The 18,063-nt window shown below is 55.6% G+C and carries 16 protein-coding genes and 2 pseudogenes; 5 read left to right on the top strand and 13 right to left on the bottom strand.

Annotated elements, in window-relative coordinates; translation table 11 throughout:
* Positions 1-61: 61 nt before the first annotated feature.
* The 4 genes and pseudogenes from O1V66_RS04725 to O1V66_RS04710 all read right to left on the bottom strand — a co-directional run bounded on the left by O1V66_RS04725 (position 62) and on the right by O1V66_RS04710 (position 4,303).
* Positions 62-1,092 (bottom strand): annotated as a pseudogene (locus O1V66_RS04725) (aldose 1-epimerase family protein).
* The gene (fucP, locus tag O1V66_RS04720; RefSeq protein WP_045046950.1) at positions 1,089-2,414 is read right to left on the bottom strand and encodes an L-fucose:H+ symporter permease; all 1,326 of its coding nucleotides are present in this window, start codon (positions 2,412-2,414) and stop codon (positions 1,089-1,091) included. Before fucP ends, O1V66_RS04725 begins: the two are co-directional and overlap by 4 nt.
* Before the next feature lie 13 nt (positions 2,415-2,427).
* The gene (gene rbsK, locus O1V66_RS04715) at positions 2,428-3,342 is read right to left on the bottom strand and encodes a ribokinase (protein ID WP_045046951.1); all 915 of its coding nucleotides are present in this window, start codon (positions 3,340-3,342) and stop codon (positions 2,428-2,430) included.
* A 349-nt stretch (positions 3,343-3,691) separates the two neighbouring features.
* Positions 3,692-4,303, bottom strand: coding sequence for a TetR/AcrR family transcriptional regulator (locus O1V66_RS04710; RefSeq protein WP_045046952.1), 612 nt, complete (start codon positions 4,301-4,303; stop codon positions 3,692-3,694).
* Between the two features lie 181 nt (positions 4,304-4,484).
* Here O1V66_RS04710 and O1V66_RS04705 point away from each other — a divergent pair, with 181 nt between their 5' ends.
* From O1V66_RS04705 to O1V66_RS04695, 3 genes are all read left to right on the top strand, one after another.
* The gene (locus O1V66_RS04705; RefSeq protein ID WP_045046953.1) at positions 4,485-5,231 is read left to right on the top strand and encodes an SDR family NAD(P)-dependent oxidoreductase; all 747 of its coding nucleotides are present in this window, start codon (positions 4,485-4,487) and stop codon (positions 5,229-5,231) included.
* 114 nt (positions 5,232-5,345) lie between these two features.
* A complete protein-coding gene (locus tag O1V66_RS04700; protein ID WP_269128332.1) occupies positions 5,346-5,570 on the top strand; it encodes an SDR family NAD(P)-dependent oxidoreductase in 225 nt (74 codons plus the stop codon).
* Positions 5,498-6,142, top strand: coding sequence for an SDR family oxidoreductase (locus O1V66_RS04695; RefSeq protein WP_269128331.1), 645 nt, complete (start codon positions 5,498-5,500; stop codon positions 6,140-6,142). Before O1V66_RS04700 ends, O1V66_RS04695 begins: the two co-directional genes overlap by 73 nt.
* 47 nt (positions 6,143-6,189) lie before the next feature.
* Here O1V66_RS04695 and O1V66_RS04690 read toward each other — a convergent pair whose 3' ends face one another.
* Genes O1V66_RS04690 through O1V66_RS04660 form a run of 7 tightly spaced genes read right to left on the bottom strand, consistent with a single transcriptional unit; the run spans position 6,190 to position 12,060 of the window.
* Complete coding sequence (locus O1V66_RS04690) at positions 6,190-7,536, bottom strand: MSMEG_0569 family flavin-dependent oxidoreductase (RefSeq protein WP_045046955.1); 1,347 nt, start codon at positions 7,534-7,536, stop codon at positions 6,190-6,192.
* Positions 7,533-7,841 (bottom strand): MSMEG_0570 family nitrogen starvation response protein, encoded by a 309-nt coding sequence (locus tag O1V66_RS04685; protein ID WP_045046956.1) that lies wholly within the window; start codon positions 7,839-7,841, stop codon positions 7,533-7,535. The genes O1V66_RS04690 and O1V66_RS04685 overlap by 4 nt, the downstream gene beginning before the upstream one ends.
* 16 nt (positions 7,842-7,857) lie before the next feature.
* Positions 7,858-8,856, bottom strand: a complete 999-nt coding sequence (locus tag O1V66_RS04680; protein ID WP_045046957.1) for a sll0787 family AIR synthase-like protein — start codon at positions 8,854-8,856, stop codon at positions 7,858-7,860.
* Positions 8,843-9,466, bottom strand: coding sequence for an MSMEG_0567/Sll0786 family nitrogen starvation N-acetyltransferase (locus O1V66_RS04675; RefSeq protein ID WP_269128150.1), 624 nt, complete (start codon positions 9,464-9,466; stop codon positions 8,843-8,845). The genes O1V66_RS04680 and O1V66_RS04675 overlap by 14 nt, the downstream gene beginning before the upstream one ends.
* Positions 9,467-9,478: 12 nt before the next feature.
* Positions 9,479-10,582 carry an MSMEG_0568 family radical SAM protein gene (locus tag O1V66_RS04670; RefSeq protein ID WP_187329788.1) on the bottom strand — a complete coding sequence of 368 codons (1,104 nt, stop codon included), beginning with the start codon at positions 10,580-10,582 and terminating at the stop codon, positions 9,479-9,481.
* Complete coding sequence (locus tag O1V66_RS04665; protein WP_045046959.1) at positions 10,542-11,564, bottom strand: Nit6803 family nitrilase; 1,023 nt, start codon at positions 11,562-11,564, stop codon at positions 10,542-10,544. Before O1V66_RS04665 ends, O1V66_RS04670 begins: the two co-directional genes overlap by 41 nt.
* 13 nt (positions 11,565-11,577) lie before the next feature.
* Positions 11,578-12,060, bottom strand: coding sequence for an MSMEG_0572/Sll0783 family nitrogen starvation response protein (locus O1V66_RS04660; protein WP_045046960.1), 483 nt, complete (start codon positions 12,058-12,060; stop codon positions 11,578-11,580).
* A 474-nt stretch (positions 12,061-12,534) separates the two neighbouring features.
* Here O1V66_RS04660 and O1V66_RS04655 point away from each other — a divergent pair, with 474 nt between their 5' ends.
* A complete protein-coding gene (locus tag O1V66_RS04655; protein WP_241481372.1) occupies positions 12,535-13,884 on the top strand; it encodes an aminotransferase-like domain-containing protein in 1,350 nt (449 codons plus the stop codon).
* A gap of 69 nt (positions 13,885-13,953) precedes the next feature.
* Here O1V66_RS04655 and rnd read toward each other — a convergent pair whose 3' ends face one another.
* Positions 13,954-15,075, bottom strand: a complete 1,122-nt coding sequence (gene rnd, locus O1V66_RS04650) for a ribonuclease D (RefSeq protein WP_045046962.1) — start codon at positions 15,073-15,075, stop codon at positions 13,954-13,956.
* Positions 15,076-15,238: 163 nt separating this feature from the next.
* Positions 15,239-16,943, bottom strand: a pseudogene (gene fadD / locus O1V66_RS04645) (long-chain-fatty-acid--CoA ligase FadD).
* Between the two features lie 653 nt (positions 16,944-17,596).
* On the opposite strand from fadD, the gene O1V66_RS04640 reads away from it, so the two are divergent.
* The gene (locus tag O1V66_RS04640) at positions 17,597-17,809 is read left to right on the top strand and encodes a Hok/Gef family protein (protein WP_072045056.1); all 213 of its coding nucleotides are present in this window, start codon (positions 17,597-17,599) and stop codon (positions 17,807-17,809) included.
* The last annotated feature ends 254 nt before the right edge of the window (positions 17,810-18,063 follow it).

The raw sequence follows: 18,063 nt of genomic DNA, 5'->3' as shown, positions 1-18,063 counted from the left end.
ATCCATATTGCGTGACGCTGCCCAGAGCACGTCGCGTCGAAAGAACAGGCCGCAAAGTGCATTACGCCAGAGTGTCCGCCTCTACCATGCCCGTCTCAACGTCGAAGACGCGAGTTTCCCCGGTTCGAGGTTGATAAGCGTACCCGCCTGCTGCGCCGCAAGAAATCCTTCGGGGCGACAGGTCGCGGGCAACACAAAGGCGGCGACCTGCTGGTCGGCGTTGTGCAGCAGCCAGCGGGTCGCCGAGCCAAACTGGGCTGTTTTGAACGCGGTACTAAAGCCGTAACCCTGCGGCGACGTTACGCCAAACGTCACTGTCTCGCCGTACTGCGGCAGATTGTCGGCAAAGAATACGATTTCGGGGTCGCACATCTCGGGCCGGTCAAGGCCGTCGAAACCAGCCGGTGATACCTGAAGCTCACGGGTGTAGTCGAGCCATTTCGGTGTCGGGCTGACGTGGGCCGGAATCGAGGTTCTGAGCTTGAAGGCGTCGTCGGGAATACTCTGACTGAACACGCCCCGATCGACCCAGGCATAATTCATATGGCACATGTACTGCAACGGCATGCTTTTGCCGGCCAGATTTTTCACCGCCATTGCAATACGCATTCTAGGACGCGCCGCCAGCAGCGTGACCGAGGGCGAAGCGAGATAGTGATGGCCGAACCCCTTGATGTATTCCACCTCGCCCTTGAGCGCGATTTCGTGGTCATCAAGCTCCAGCCACGCGCTGTCCATTCGCTGACAGGCCATCTCGCCATGCAGCGGATGGGTGTCTTCCGGGGCCGGACAGCCATTGGCGAGCAGACCGGAATGAAAGGCAAAACAGCCGTAAGTGTCAATGATGTCCTTGCCCGGCAGCGGTTGTGTAAAGCCGCTGCTCATCGTGAGCGAGCGCCCGTCGAAGGTGGCATCCCAGATCATCTGCCCGTAAAAAGGCAAAACAATGATAGCGCCGCGACTGTTTTGCAGCTTCACCGCGTCTATCCCTGACGCGTAGCGAAACAACTCCACACTGAAGCGGTCGTTACTCAACAAGACCTGCGGCGTTTCGTGAAACATCGCCGGGGTCAGCGGCAATCGGGTTTTCATCGTGTCTCTCCTGCGAGTTGGCCTGCGGGTGCCGAATGCTTCTTATGGCGCAGTTCGCCCCAGAAGTAGAAACCGACCCAGGCAAAGCATAACAACGAAACGCCGAACGCCAGTTGCATTGAACCTACACGGTCGGAAACCAGTCCCTGAAGCGCCGGAATAAAGGCCGCGCCGACAATGGCCATGACGATAAACGCGCCCGCCACCTCGGTATATTTGTTGTCTACGGTCGACAGTGTGCCGGCATAAATCGTCGCCCAGCAAGGTCCAAACAGCACGCTGACGAACACTGCGGCGTAGACCGCCGTAAAGTTGGGCACCAGCATCACATAAAGCAGCGTGACCACGCCCACGAGCGAATAGGCAATCAGCACCTTTTCGGCGCGAAAGCGTGTCATCAGGAAGTTGGCGACGAACTTGCCGATAAAGAAGCCGATAAAGCTGTAAATCATAAAGTTGGAGGCGTGACGTTCATTGACCGCGCCCAGATTCAAGGCCAGACGAATGGTGAAGGACCAGACCGCCACCTGCATGCCGACATAAATAAACTGGGTGATAATGCCGCGCTTGAAATGACGGTTTTTCGCCAGATAGCCAAAGGTTTCGCCGAGGCTCGGCAGTTTCTTCTCTGCGCTTACAGGCTTGCAACGCGGATAACGGGTCAGAAGGAACAGTACCATCACGACGACCAGCACCATCACCAGATATTTATAAGGTTCGAGCGTGTGCTCGAGCATGGCAAGACGGAACTGATGCAACTGTTCGGGATTAAGCCCGGCCATCTGGCTGTGAAGGCTGTCGCCGTCCTGAAACACCAGATACTTTCCGAGCACGATGCCCATCAGCGCGCCGACGGGATAAAACGTCTGGCTGATGTTCAGGCGCAGTGTGGCGTAATCGCGGTGACCAATCATCGAGCTGTAGGTATTGGCCGCCGTTTCAAGAAAGCTTAAACCAATCGCAATGGCAAAAATGGCCGCCAGAAACATGGTGTAGGTCGCCATGTGCGAGGCAGGATAAAACATCACGCAACCTGCAATATACAGCGCCAGTCCAAGCAGAATGGCAATCTTGTAGCTGCTGCTGCGAATAACCAGCGAGGCCGGAATGGCAATCAGGAAGTAGCCGCCGTAAAAGGCGCTTTGCACCAGCGCGCTGGCAAAGTCACTCAATTCGAAAACGCTTTTGAATTGCGTAATCAAGATATCGTTTAAACTGGCGGCGCAACCCCAAAGCGGGAACAGACACGACAACAGGATAAACTGCAACAGCGGGGTCTTGTTTAAATAGCCGTCAGGCTGCTGGATGATGTTCGGCTGCATGATGAATCCTCAATTACGCGGTGAGAAAACGATGGAAGGTGTCGGCATCGGGATAGGAACGTTGCGTGCCTTTTTGCGTCACACTACAGGCGGCGTAAGCCGAAGCGGCTTGCATCGCTCTGGCTATGTCGCCCTGTTCAATCAGGGAATGGGCAAAGCAGCCGATGAAGGCATCACCGGCACCGCTGGTATCCACGGCCTGCACGGGCGTCGGCTTGACGCGGTAAACCTCGTCGCCCTGCATCCAGAGAGATCCGCGACTGCCCAGGGTAATCACGAGATTTTTCAAACCGTGGCCGAGCAGCACACGCCCGGCGCGCAAGACATCGTCTTCCGTAGCGACCGGCAGACCCGTCAGAATTTCGAGTTCGGTTTCATTGGGCATGAAGAAGTCACACTGGCAGGCATAGGCGATATCCAGCCCCGCGACCGCAGGCGCAGGATTAAGGATGACCTTGATCCCGTGTTTACGGGCAAAGTCGATGGCGTAATAGACGGTCGGCAGAGGAATCTCGAGTTGCAGCACGATGAGTCGACAGGCTTTCAACGACTCGGCGGCAGCATCGATATCGGCCGGGGCCAACATCGCATTCGCTCCCTTGATAATCAGAATGCGGTTTTGTGACTGATCATCGACGAAGATGGGTGCCACGCCGCTCGAGGTGCCGGGCGCGACGGTGACATGCTGGGTGTCGACGCCGTATTGACGAAGATTGTCGACGGTATTTTCGGCAAACAGGTCTTCGCCCACCTTGCTCACCATCATGACTTTTGCGCCAAGCTTCGCGGCGGCCACTGCCTGATTGGCTCCCTTCCCTCCACAACCCAGCGCGAACTCGGGCGCTTCAAGCGTTTCGCCCGCTTTCGGCATCACGTTGGTATAGGTTATTAAATCGACCATGTTTGAACCGATGACGGCAATATCCATCACTTTCCCCTGTAAAAAAGCCTTGTTAGAAATGTTGTTAAAATAACAATACCAAGCAAGCAATGTTAATTACGTGACATTCATCTCACTCTCAACATTCCGTTTGCTGCGCTTTAACGGGCGATTCAGCTAATCGTGATAAATGTTACTATTTTAACAATTTGGGGGTTTTGAGGGAGAGGGAATGAAGATCTACAACAAGATTGCGTCAGGCAGGTTTCAAAGAACTCCCATGAAGCATGGGAGTTTCTATCAAGAAGAGAGAGTAAAGCGAGCGGAACGCGATGTAGCGCAGCATCGCGCGCCTTAACAAGTGACCGGCCGCGAATAACCTCCGACCGGGCACAGTTTATTGTTCGATATTTTCTGGCTGTTCGGCCTTTTCGGCCAGCGCAATGCCCGCCGCGCCGGCCGACATTCTGGCAGCCTGAATCAGTCGGCGCTGCGACATGCCCAGATGCGCCGCCGAGGATAAACCGCGTAGCGTAATCATGATGAAATCGGCAAGGCTTTCCGCCGCCTCGGGATACACCGATTTCAGCCACGCGAGGATCATTTTATTGCCGGGTTGTGCCATATCACAGGCAATTTGCCGCGCCACGCTGTCATCCGCCCGCATCCCTTCCATCACCATGCAGCCACGCTGCTGCGCGTGACGACCATATTGACGAGCCGCAGCCACCAGCAAACTTTCTATCGACTCCGCCACCGACTTGTCGGGCGACAGAATCTTGTCCAGCGGCAACCTGTTTTCCAGCGAATACCGCTGCAAGGTACGTTCAAACAGTTTCGCCTTGCTCTCATAGGCGGCGTAAAAGCTCGGCGGTTTGATGTCCAGCGCCTGCGTCAAATCGGCAATGCTTACAGCGTCATAACCGCGTTGATGGAACAGCGATTGGGCAATCGCGACACCCGCCTCGCGGTCAAACGGCGGACGGCGAAGACGGCTCTTGTCACTCATACATTTTCTCCTTTGCAATCCTCATATAGTAGTCGCTAAAAAGAATGGCATCAATTGATAAATTTAACCTGTTGATAAACCGTTTCTTTTAAAATAACCACCTTCACTCCCTTGCTTACAGCGGCTTATTCATGTAGTGATCACTATATAAATTCATTCACTGTCTCAAGGAAATATCGTTATGACTCTCTCATTTGACAACAAAATCGCCCTCGTCACCGGCGGCTCTTCAGGTATCGGGCTTGGCATTGCCCAGACGCTTTCCGCACTTGGCGCAAAAGTCATCATTACCGGTCGAAATCCGCAAAAGCTTGAAACGGCATTGGCGTCGCTCGGCGCAGAGGCCAAGGCCTACCCGCTCGATGTCGCCAACCTTGAAGAGCTCGACACGCTGTTCGCGCATATTCAGGCCGATTTTGGCCGCCTTGACGTGCTGATTGCCAACGCGGGCGTCGGCGATATTCAACCTCTGGGACAGATTACTGTCGAAAAGTACGACCGCCAATTTACCACCAATGTCCGTGGCATTACGTTCACCGTGCAGAAAGCCCTGCCGCTGATGAAGGCAGGAAGCAGCATCGTGATTACCGGCTCGACCGCCTCGATAAATCCGGGAGCGGGAATGAGCGTTTATGGCGCGACCAAAGCCGCGCTGCGCGCGATGGTTCGCAGCTGGATTGTCGATATCAAGGGTTCCGGCATTCGCATCAACATTCTTAGTCCGGGGCCGGTAGATACAACGTCACTGCGCGAATTTCTGCCAGGCAATGTCGATGAGGTGATTCAGGCGTTAAGCGATCGAAGCCCTATCGGCCGAATTGGCAGCACTGCTGAAATTGCCAACGCCGTAGCGTTTCTGGCCAGTGACGCCGCCGCCTATATCAACGGAACAGAAATCTTTGCCGATGGCGGCGCTTCGCAGATTTAACCACGTCGTAATATAAGAGGCCGCTCATCAATTTCTGACGGCGTGCCTTTCAAAACGGGCAAAGGGTTCCATACTTGATCCTGTGAATAAAAATAACTCACTTGAGGATCTTGCATGAATTTGTCTTTGGAAAACCAGGTTGCTTTAGTCACCGGGGCCAGTTCGGGCCTCGGTTATGCCTGTGCCGACGCGCTGGCCGCGGCCGGTGCCTGCGTCGTTATCAATTACAACAGTCACGCCGAACCGGCCGAAGCGCTGGCCGAAAAATTCGCGCCCGAGGCGGCAAGGCCGTTGCCGTCGGGGCTGATGTGTCCAAAGAGGAAGACGTCGAGCGGCTGATTGCCACCGCTGTCGACAGCTTTGGTGCGCTGGATATTCTGGTCGCCAACTCCGGCATGCAGAAGGATGCGCCGATTGGCGAGATGACGCTGGCGGACTGGAACAAGGTGCTGGAAGTCAATCTCACCGGGCAGTTTCTCTGCGCGCGTGGCGCGTTGAAGCAGTTTCGTCAGCAGCAATCGCGGTCGGTGAGCCGGGCTAGCGGTAAAATCATCCACATGAGCTCGGTGCATCAGGTGATTCCCTGGGCCGGGCATGTGAACTATGCCGCTTCCAAAGGCGGCGTGGATTTATTGATGCGCAGCATCGCCCAGGAGGTGGGTGAAGAAAGGATTCGCGTCAACGCCGTGGCACCCGGTGCCATCGCCACGGCTATCAATGCCAAAAGCCGTGACGACGACGCGGGCAAAAAGATGCTGGAACTGATTCCCTATGGCCGCATCGGCGAACCGGAAGACGTCGCCAACGCGGTGGTTTGGCTGGCGAGCGACCTGTCCGACTACATTCACGGCACTACGCTGTTTATTGACGGCGGCATGAGCCTGTACGCGAGCTTCCGCGACAACGGCTAACGCCTCATTGACGGCATTGGCGACGTCGTAATGTTCGCCAGTGCCGGTTAACGAAACGCATTTATTTCACTGTCCAGCGCCTCTTGCTTCCCCTCTTTCACAGACCTTGCCGCCATCTGTTCGCCGAGATGAACAGCATCGTGACCCACGCCCTCAAAACGGCCCGATCCCCAGGTCCAGAGCCACGGCAAGCCGAGAAAATACAGGCCCTCGACGCAAGAAACGCCACGGCGATGCATGGGATATCCGCGCGCATTAAAGGCGGGGAGGTTTATCCAGCTGAAATCGGTGTGAAAGCCCACAGCCCAGATAATGACGGCAATGTTGTCGAGAGAGAGCCGGTTGTCGGTGATAGGCGGCCGCCAGACAGGCACATAACGGGATTCTTCGGGCGCGTCGATACCCTGTTCCGCTATCCAGACATCGATACTGTCCTTGATTTTTTCGGCGGTCGCATCGGCGGCGTTTAAATACTTTTCAAGCTCGCCATCCAGTTGCAGATAGCCGTCGCCGGTGGTTTGCGGCTGATAGCTCTGTAAACGACCATGCAGCTGCATTCCTTCAAGGGCAAAGGCGCGCAGGTCGATATCTCTGCCACCGTCGCGACCGGTGACGTAGTGGTTGGTCTTCTGACGGGCTTCTTCCCCAAGCGGATGGTTATCGACATTAAGCTGGTAATGTCCCATGTCGTCGAGCCAGGCCACCACGTCACGCCCGCGATAAAAGCGGGCCACGCGCGGCGCGTTGCCGACGCAGAGATGCACTTTGCGCCCGGACAGATGCAAATCTTCGGCAATTTGCGCCCCGGACTGCGCCGAACCGACCACCAGCACGTCGCCCTCGGGCAGACTCCCGGCGTTGCGGTATTGCGCGGAGTGCAGTTGATGAATGCGCGGCGGCAACTGGGCCGACAAAGGCGGAAAACGCTCGCGGTGATAATTTCCGACTGCGACCACCACCTGTTCGGCGGTAAATTCGCCCTGACGCGTGCTCACGCAAAATCGCCCCGCCTGATCAGCGCGGCAGTAATCGACGCCCGTCACCTCGACGCCCTCACGCAGAGGCGGCGAGAAATGCGCGGCGTAGCGTTCGAGGTAGTCGACTATTTCCTCCTTGACCATAAAGCCTTCGGGATCTTTTCCGGCGAAACTTTCACTGTCCGTATAACCAAATCCCGGCAAACGACATTGCCAGTTGGGCGTGACCAGACAAAAGCTGTCCCAGCGCTGTTCACGCCATGCCCAGCCCAGTCGATGACGTTCGAGGATCAAATGTTCGACGCCCTGCTGCTTGAGGACGTAGCTCATCGACAGTCCCGCCTGCCCGCCGCCGATAATCAGGGTGTGAACATGCTGCGGTTTTGCCTCGCCTGCAAGATGTGAATGCGTGTTCATAATGGCAGCCCCGCGCCGACCGGCTCAATCGCCGCTACACTGACCTGCGCCTGTTCGTCGTGTTGAAAATGCCGCGCCCTGTTCTGGATTCGCGCCAGCTGGTCGTTGGCGCTGGAGCAGGCAAAACCGTATTTTTGTTCGACGCGCAGGCTGGCTTCGTTCAGCGCCGCAGTGCAGCGGCGGACAAACTCCGCCAGACGGTAGGTTTCTCCGGCGGCGAGATGCTGGCTGATGACCGTCGAGGGAGAATAGCAGACCTCGGACTCACCGTCGGGCCAGCACACGTGAAAATGCATTGCGGGCATGATATGCCTCCTGAGATTAAAGATGATTACTCCGATCGGGCCGCCCGAAGCCGGTCAGGGCCGAATGGGCAAGATCCCAGAAACAGTATTGCCGATGGTCGGCCGTGACATTGAGCCGCCGCGTGTCGGTTACCTCGCCGATGCGCGCGGCGGCGATGCCGCAGGAGTGAAAGCGCGCCAGCAGCGCGTCAACGTTTTCGAATTCCGTGGTCAGCAGATAGCCAAAACTCGGAAAAGCGCACAGCCAGTCCTGCCAGCGTTCATTTTCGGGCTTTGGAATCGCCGTCAATGCTATGTCGGCCCCTACCTGCGAGCTTTCCAGCAGCATGGTCAGCGTGCCGAGCAATCCTGCCTGACTGATGTCTTTCGCCGCGACCGCCAGCCCGCTTTCGGCTATTTCGGGCAACAGCGCGATAAAACGCCGTAACTGTGCCGGGTCGGCGGCGGTCGCCGCATTCCAGTTGAGATGAGGCGCGCGCCATGCCCCGCGAAGATCGATGGCGGCGACAATCGCCTGACCGGGTTTGGCGGCGAAGCCACTCAGCAACGCTTTCGCCTGACCCAGGATAGACACCGCAAGCTGCGTCTGCTGGCTGCGCAGATTGGTGTGTCCGCCCACGATGGGCACGCCGAAGGCGCTGGAGGCGGCGGCCATACCGGCCAGAATCTGCGCCGCCTTGTCTTCTCCGGCGCTCCACAGGGCATTGACCACGGCCAGCGGGCGTCCGCCCATCGCCGCAATATCGCTGACGTTAACCATCACGCCGCACCAGCCTGCAAACCACGGGTCTTCTTCCACAAAGCGGTTGATAAACCCTTCGATTGCCAGCAGGTGGTAGCTGTCACCGTTGGGCAATACGGCGCAGTCGTCGCCGTTGGGATAAAAATCATGGGCACAGGCTTTGCCGAGCTGTGACGGAATCAGCTGAATATCACGCTTTTGCGCAATGCCGCTGTATTCGCGCACGGTGTCGAAAAGTTCGCGCCAGTCGATGCCGGTTTCACACGCAAGCATGGGCCACCTCCGGCGGGCGCGACGACGGCACGCCATGATAGTCAAGCGCATCCAGCCAGGCAGGAGCCAGTTCGCCCACCGAACGGAGTAGTCGCCCCCTTACCACGAATCCGCTCTGGGGATCGAAACACGGCGGATAATGTTCCAGCTCGGCACGCATAAAGACGTGCGCCCGGTTCCGCAGGATTTCCCGTTCCAGCGTGTGCCAATGCAGACGTTGAAACAGGCCCTCGTTCTGCTGCTGCACATGCGCATAAAAACGCTGACAACCCAGAGCGCAGGCGCTGGACACGGCGAGGCGTATCAATGTCGCGCCAAGCTGGCCCTGACGACGAAACGCAGGGTCGACCGCCAGACGCGAGCCGCACCATTCGCCGGGCTGATCCTGATGGATGCGCACCGTGCCCACCACCTGCTCATGCCAGCCGCCGTAACTGCCGACGACCACCAAAAGCTGTGCGTGGTCGTCAATGGCATCCAGATCGTCGCCCGTAAACAACGCCTGCTCCTGACAAAACACCCTTTGTCGCAGCGCGTAGGCCTGTTCGCGCTCCCACGGCAGCGTGACCCATTTCACCGTGTAATCGGAATATTGGGGTTGGCTCGTCATCGCAATTCTCCCTTATTCGCTTTCATAGGTGGCGAGTGAAGAGCAGGCGCCGCAGCGGCCGCAGCCTGCCTTGATATCACGGGAATGCAGCGTGTTGTCGCGCAGCATGTTGGCGAGCGGGCGCAGAATCCCCTCCATGAAATTGGCGTCCGGCGCGGGGTGATCTTCAAGCGGAGTGCCGCGAATCGGCACAAAGGGCACCACAAACGGATAGACGCCGAGAGTGACCAGTCGCTGACACACGTCGAGAATCGCCTGCTGGGTATCGCCCAGACCGGCAAGTATGTAGGTACTGACCTGCCCTTTGCCAAACACTTTGACCGCCTCGGCAAACGCTTCCATATAGTGCTCGACGGTAACCTGCGCCTTGCCCGGCATAATGTGTTCGCGCACGCTTTCCGTGACCACTTCGAGATGCATGCCGAGCGCGTCGATACCGGCGTCTTTCATACGCTGATACCACACCGGATCGGCGGGCGGCTCGCACTGCCCCTGAATCGGAATATCCACCGCCGCCTTGATGGCCAGCGCGCTCTCACACAGCACCCTGGCCCCGCGATCGCTGCCCGACGGCGTGCCGGTGGTCATGACCATATGTTTTACGCCGTCCAGTTCGACCGCGGCCTTCGCCACCTCCGCCAACTGCGCAGGCGTCTTGTGCGCCACGGTACGCCCTGCGGCCAGCGACTGACCTATCGAGCAGAACTTGCACGCCTTGCGGCGGTTTTCATAACGAATGCAAGTTTGCAGCACCGTGGTAGCGAGGACATCCGTGCTGTGCAGCGTGGCGATATAAGAGTACGGCACCCCGTCGGCCGTGTGGCGCTCGTAGAATCGCGGCTTGCTGGCGAAGGTGATATCTCGCAGCGGAATACTGTCGCGCATCAGCCGCGCAATGCCCTCCGGCGTATGCTGCACGCTAAAAGGCGAGAACTGCGCCGAATTGCTGTAAACCGGCACCATGACTGTACTGCCGTCGATAATCATGGCCTGATGATCCGAGGGTCCCGCGCCGCCTTTTCTCGACACATGGTCCGTCTGCGGGTTGAGTACGCGAATGCCCTGCGTCTGTAACTCAGTAATCAGACGCTGTTTGGATAGAGTCTGGGTAGTCATGTTCACCCCCTGCTGCGTGTTGATTGAACATCGGGTCGACCGCCTGATTGCCGGTGTTCCGGCTGTAATGCGCAGGCTGATTGTTGATGAGTAAACTAAGCAGTTCCGGACGCGCATAATGTCCGACGGAATCCATCATGCGTTTGCGTTTGGTGATGAGGTTCATGTCCATGTCGGCAATCAGAATGCCCTCGCCTTCCGTCAGCGGCGGCACCAGATGGCGACCTTCCGGCGACACGATGGCGGTGTTGCAACCGCCCCGTAGCCCCTTTTGCAATGCAGGGTCGGCGGTGAGCCGTTCAATCTGCGCCTCGGTGAGCCAGCCGGTGGCATTGATGACAAAGCAGCCCGACTCCAGCGCGTGATGGCGAATCGTGACGTCCATCTGCTCGGCAAAAATAGGGCCGACCAGCGAGCCGGGAAACTGGCTGCAATGGATTTCTTCGTGCTGCGTCATCAGGGCATAACGCGCCAGCGGGTTGTAATGCTCCCAGCAGGCCAGTGCGCCGACGCGGCCCACGCGTGTGTCGACCACCTGCAATCCGCTGGCGTCGCCTTGGCCCCAGATCATCCGCTCATGATAGGTCGGCGTGATTTTTCGCCGTTTCAGCGCCAGCTTGCCGCTGGCATCAAATACCAGCTGTGTGTTGTAGAGCGTGCCGTGATCGCGTTCATTGACGCCCAGCACCACCACGATTTCCCGAAGCCTCGCGCGTTCGGAAACGGCATAGGTGACGGGGCCTGGCACCTGAACGGCCTGCTCATAAAGTTTCAAATGGGCTGCGCCCGCCGTCATCGCGGGGGTGATAAATGAAAAGTACGGGTAGTAAGGCACAAAGGTTTCCGGAAAGACGACAATCTCGGCTCCCCTGCCCGCCGCTTCGTCGATGGCGTCCAAAACCCTGGCGAGCGTCTTGCCGGCCTCGTCAAGGTCTGGCGCGATCTGTACTGCCGCAGCACGTACCGTGCGTTGTTGAGTCATCTCGCGCCCTCCCTTACATGGTCCAGGTATCGATGATCACCGCACCTTCACGGGTGTGGATAAGCTTGAGGTCCAGCACGTCGAGCGGATTGATGGCGCGAATGCCCTCAATCAGCGACGGTTCGCCGTGCCCGTAAAGGGCCTGCAGGGCAAAGCGACAGGCATAGACCTTGCCGCCTTCGGCCATAAATTTCGCCAGTTGTTTGTTGTAATTTTGATGTCCCGGAAAGGCTTCGTCGCCGAGTGTCGGGAAGCCGCGCTGAACGCCGAGCGTGACGCCGGGTCCGTAGAGCAGAATCGAGGTTTCAAAGCCTTTGCGCTGCAATCGTGTGGCCTGCAACATATTGACGAACCCTATCGAACCCTCAAAGGCCACGGTATGAAAAGTGACGAGCGCTTTCTGTCCAGGTTCCGCTTTAACGTCTTCAAACACTTTTTCTTCGTAATCGACCAGAAAATCCCCGGTTTTATGAGTCGGCATAGTGACTTTAGGCATGGTTGGCTCCCGTTATCTATTAAGGTCTCAATCGGTCAATCGGCTTGCCCACTGGCTTCCCATGCACCCTGCAAGGTGCATGGGAAGCGGGCTCATGATAGAAATTGCAAAGCCTGTGCCAGTTAAAAAAATGCCCATGCAATCATTGATAAATCAACTGCTGCTTTTCTGAGCAAAATAATTTTTTTCGCCTTAAATAAGGGATAAAGCCGCAGCGGGAAAAGGGCTATTTGCCGTGAACCGCACCAAACTGATGCTTTTATGCACTAAAAATGCACACATAGAAAATCAATATGCAATCATTGATGCAATCAACTTCCTCCGTGATTGCAATTTCGGGATCTCTCGCGGTATAGTCGTTTTTTCATACAATTTGCGGGGAGCGGTGACGTCCGCTAACGGCTTATGGTGCAACGTATTTATGAACGCTGGTTACAGAGCCTTCGCAAACATCCTCAGCGACCGGCTTATTTGATGATTGCAGACTTGATTGGCGACGGGATCCAGTCAGGCGAATTTCAGGCGCGGGATAGATTGCCGCCGCTACGGGATTTAGCTGTAGCGTTGCAACTCAACTACACCACCGTTACACGAGGCTACGCCGAAGCCAAAAAACGCGGCTTGATTGATTCTCGTCCGGGAATGGGCAGTTTTATCCGGGGAAAAGTGCCTGCCATTCCGTTAAGCGGAGGCAGTAGCTACGAGATGACCATGAACTCGCCCATCGAGCCTGAGGGCGCTCAAATCGGGGAGATGATCCGTCTTGGCGCGCTTAATCTGTTTAGTCGACAAGACTTGTTTCCCCTGCTGCGGTATCAGGATTTTGGCGGAATTGCGGCCGACAAAGAGGCAGCCATGCTGTGGCTTGGCAAAAGACTGCCGCCGTTAATGGCCGAAGAAGTGCTGGTTTGTCCGGGGATTCACAGTGCACTGGTAGGATTGCTGACTTTGCTGGGGCGTAAAGGCGGCAGTATCTGTGTCGGCAATCTGGTGTATCCGGGATTAAAGGCGATCGCCGCACAACTCGCTGTGCCGCTGCATGCACTGGATTGCGACAACGATGGTCCTACCCCGCGCGCGTTCGAAAACCAGTGTCAGGGCGGACACGTCAGCGCACTGTACCTGAATCCGACGATTCATAATCCCACCACGCTGACCATGCCGCTGCGGCGGCGCGAATCGCTGGCAGATATCGCGCTGCGTTACAGTATTCCCATTATTGAGGATGATGCCTATGCCGCGCTGCCTCAGCCCGGTTCCCCGCACGCCACCCTCCCGACTTTTGCCGAATTGGTGCCGGAACTCACCTGGTATCTGACCGGACTGTCGAAATGTTTTGGCGCAGGGATGCGAATTGCCTATGTCAAGGGGCCGGGCAAGCGTTCGACCCAACTGCTCGCGGGTGCGCTGCGGGCGCTGACCGTCATGTCCAGCCCGATAACCAACGCATTGGCGACGCAATGGATAACCGAGGGCACGGCGGATAGCGTACTTTTGGCGATTCGCGGCGAGGCGCAGGCGCGTCAGCAGTTGGCCCGGCTACATTTGCAGAAATTCAATTACCGCGCCGATGCCGACGGTTTTCACCTATGGCTGTTCCTGCCGAAACAGCACGGCTGGAACCCGTCCGATGTGGCGGTGAAACTGCGCGAACAAGGCGTGAGCGCCGTATCAAGCGCCGCGTTCAGCACCGATAATAATCCGCCCGATGCGCTGAGAATCTGTCTCGGAGGGGCCAATACCCGACGGCTTTGCGAAGAAAATCTGAAAGTGATTGCAGATATGCTGGAATATCCGGGGCATTTTGCGAGCGTGGCGCTGTAACGATGCGCGAGTGCGCGTGAACGAAGAGCCCGTTCCCCGAGCATGACACTGGGGGAACGGGTTAAAAAATTACGCCTGCTCGAGCACCCCAGCGAGACGCTCAGCCAGCAGTTTTCCGCGCCAGCCACTGACAAGTTCCGGTTCCTGCTCTTTGATTTTGAGCTTCCAGTGCCAGTTCAACAGCTGGTTTATCTGGCGGCGCGACGCCAGCAGTTCCACGCTCAGTCCCGTCTCTTCACTGACCGTTTGAATCAGTGCCTTAATCTCTTTGAAGATTTTCTTGTAACCCGGTTGATCGATAAGATTCGGGATAGGTGCCGGCAAATCGGCCTCGTCAACCGCTTCGCCTTCAACCACCAGCGCCAGCAAGGTACGGCCGTGATAACGAATCTCGGGACCGCTCAGACCCAGCGCTTCCAGTTCGCCCAGTGAATGCGGCTGATAACGGGCAACCTGCCACAGATTCTCTTCGCGCACCACGAAGTTGACGGCCAGATCCCGCTGGCGCGCCTGGATAAGACGCCATGACGCCAGTTTCTGCAAAATGGCAAGCTGGCGGGGACGTAACTGCCAGGCATTGCCGATTTCGAGATAGGCGGATTCGGGTTGCAATACCTCCTGACGGCGGCGGCACAGCGCCAGACACTCGTCGAGCGCGGCGTCTATCCAGCCGGCTTCGCGTGTTTCCTGTTCAAGCTGGCGTGCCAGCGGCAGCAGATACAGCACGTCGGCGGCGGCATAGTCGCACTGTTTTTGCGTTAACGGGCGGGCCATCCAGTCGGTGCGCGACTCGCTTTTGTCCAGCTCTATCTGCGTCGTCTCGGCAACGAGACGGGCAAAGCCGCAGGACAGTGGACGGCCGCTGAAGGCCGCGAGAATCTGGCTGTCGATAAAGGGCGCAGGCAACACGCCAAAGGCATTGAGAAACACTTCGAGGTCTTCACTGCCGGCATGTAGAAACTTGACCACGTTTTTATCGGTCAGTAATTCGATAAACGGCTGCCAGGCAGTAATCGGCAAGGGATCAATCAGCGTGAGGGTTTCACCATCAAAGAGCTGGATCAAGCCCAACTGCGGATAGTAAGTGCGGGTTCTGACAAATTCGGTGTCCAGCGCAATCTGGCTAAACTGTTGCGCCTGCTGACAAACCTTTGCCAGTTCTTCATTGCTAACGATCAACTGATAATTCAAAGCTTTTTCTCTTTTCGCTGTTAAAAACCGGTTCGGCCTGCATCCTGCCGCCGGGCGTTGGAAAGGTTATTACTGATTCGCGTTACTTGCATTATAACGCGAAAACGCCGGACTTAATCCGGCGTTGAGTGAAGGCGGCCTTCGGTTGATGCAAATTGCAGCGTTATGGCATCATGCAGCGTTTCTGTCTTGCGGGTGAAGGGCTCTTTTTCACCTCGTCTCGTAGTTCTCGTCGAAGAATTTTTCCGACATTCGATTTCGGTAATTCATCCCGAAACTCGATAACTTTCGGAACCTTGTAGGCCGTAAGATTGTGACGGCAGTGGTCCAGCAACTCTTCGGCGGTCAGGCTGGGATCTCGTCTGACTACACAGACCTTGACCTTCTCGCCCGTCGACTGGCTCGGCACACCGATGGCCGCTACCTCAAGCACTTTAGGATGCTGCGACACAACTTCTTCGATTTCGTTGGGATAAACATTGAATCCGGAAACCAGAATCATATCTTTTTTGCGATCGACTATGCGCAAAAATCCCTGCTCGTCCACTGTAGCGATATCTCCGGTCGAGAGCCAGCCCTCTTTTAAGACTTCGTCCGTTGCCTCCGCCCGTTGCCAGTAACCCAGCATCACCTGCGGTCCCTTGACCAGCAATTCTCCGGCTTCGCCGGGAGCGACATCCTGACCCGCTTCGTCAACCAGGCGGACATCCGTTGACGGCACCGGTAATCCGATGCTGCCGCTGTAGCGCTTGAGATCATAAGGATTGCCGGTTACCAGCGGCGCGCATTCGGTCAGCCCATAGCCTTCAAGCAAATGCAGCCCCGTTAATTCCTGCCAGCGTTCGGCAACGCATTTCTGAACCGCCGCCCCGCCACCGACCGACAGACGAAGATTGGAGAAGTCGAGTTTCTTGAATTCGTCATTATTGAGCAGCGCATTGAACAGCGTATTTACGCCGCTGATGGCGGTGAAAGGATAACGCGCCATCTCTTTTACCATGCCGGGGATGTCGCGGGGATTGGTGATAAGCAGACTGCGCCCCCCAATTCCATAAAGAACATGCAGTTAATGGTCAATGCGAAGATGTGATAAAGCGGCAAGGCGGTGACGACCGTTTCGTGTCCCGGTTTAAGCAGCGGGCCATAGGCGGCTTTGCATTGTTCGAGATTGGCCTGCATGTTGCGGTGAGTCAGCATCGCGCCCTTCGCCAGTCCGGTGGTCCCGCCGGTATATTGCAAAAAGGCGATGTCGTCATTAATAACTTCGGGCTTGAGATAATTCAGCCGCAGACCTTTGGCGATCACCTTCGAGAAAGCGAGGGCATGAGGCAGATGGTAGCTCGGCACCAGTTTCTTGACGTATTTGACAGCAAAGTTGACAACCGCACCTTTAATCGGTGACAGCTCATCGCCCATCTGCGTGACAATGACATGGCGAATCTGGGTATTGGCAACAATTTTCTCCAATGTTCCGGCAAAATTGGACACGATGACGATCGCGCTTGAACCACTGTCTTTAAGCTGATGCTCGAGTTCACGGGGGTGTAAAGCGGATTGACATTGACGACAATCATGCCTGCCCGCAAAACGCCGAACAGCGCGATAGGATATTGCAACAGGTTGGGCATCATGAGGGCGACACGATCGCCTTTCTGCAATTTCAGCTCGTTTTGCAGGTACGCGGCAAAGGCACGACTCCGTTCGTCGAGTTTGCGGTAGGTCATGACCTCGCCCATGTTGATGAAGGCAGGACTGTCGGCATATTTCAACGCGGCATTCTCGAACATCTCAATCAATGAGCTGTAACGGTCGGGATCGATGTTCTCAGGAACATCCGCAGGGTAACGTTTTAGCCAGACTTTTTCCAAGGGATAGCTCCTGATATCTATTTCAATGCGCTCTATGGCACATTTCTACCATGCAATTAACAATATTTTAACTCATCTTACCAGCCGAGTTTCAAACAATGTTTAGGTTGAGAGGCGCGTCACTAATTTGTGGCGCGTTGAAGGCGACTTCGGTTAAACAGATAACCTTAACTTTTCTACGCAATTCCATGGCTTCGAAAGGGGTAAAAAATGCTGCAGCATGGATAATATTCCGAAGTATAGCGTTTTGGTTTATTCAATGCCAACGGCGGCAAATAGGGTGAACGAGAATGAAAAAAATGACATCATTTAGCGAGTTGAACAAGTTGCGACCTTAATACCTGCACGCCAAAACGTAAAATAACGATTTTAATATAATCACTCAGGTAAATCACAAGGAAGAAGTTACTCATTACAGGTTACCTCTATCGGTAATAGACTCTATTAATAGCAGAGCAATTTATTTCAATATATTTAACAAAGCTTTTTTTCACAGCTTAATCAATTAAAACCTGATACTGTCTTTGCGGGTGCTCGGATCTTTCTATTCCGAGCTTTTATAACTTATATAATTGACAGCGTAAGGAGTGATGCAAGGTTTAAAAAGAGAAAAGCCCCGAATCGTTTAATAAAACAATCCGAGGCGCTCTTTCATGCACAGAAACATAAAAGTAGCGCCTCACATGCTTAAATGCAAGCTAAAAGGGGCTAAAATGCCACATAAATTGATATTCGCTGTTGTAACCATTATCTGTTTAACTCTATTAATGTTCACTTTACTTACCCGCCCCTCGCTCTGCGAGGTTCAGTATAAAAGTGGTGTTACGGAGGTGGCGGCTTATCTAGCCTGTAATGTTGTGAGGTAAACCTTGCTGCGGGCGGTGCATGTTGCTGCCCGCAGCAGTTTGGCATGAAGAGAGAGCACCCATTTTTTCACCTTTGCCAGCCTTCGGGCTGGCTTTTTTTCAAACTTCTGGATTCATTCAAACAATAAATATAACGAGTTATTTTATTCGTACTGCACAGGACATTTCCTGGTGAAAAATAAAAAGGCGGCAAAATGCCGCCAATTAGGGAATCAACTAATACCTTTTGCTGAATGTGTCTCTAAAAGTGTGTT

The organism is Rouxiella chamberiensis (genome assembly GCF_026967475.1).
GTDB lineage: Bacteria > Pseudomonadota > Gammaproteobacteria > Enterobacterales > Enterobacteriaceae > Rouxiella > Rouxiella chamberiensis.
Note: the sequence above shows the minus strand (reverse complement) of the source record. Positions and strands in the feature narration are given on the sequence as shown.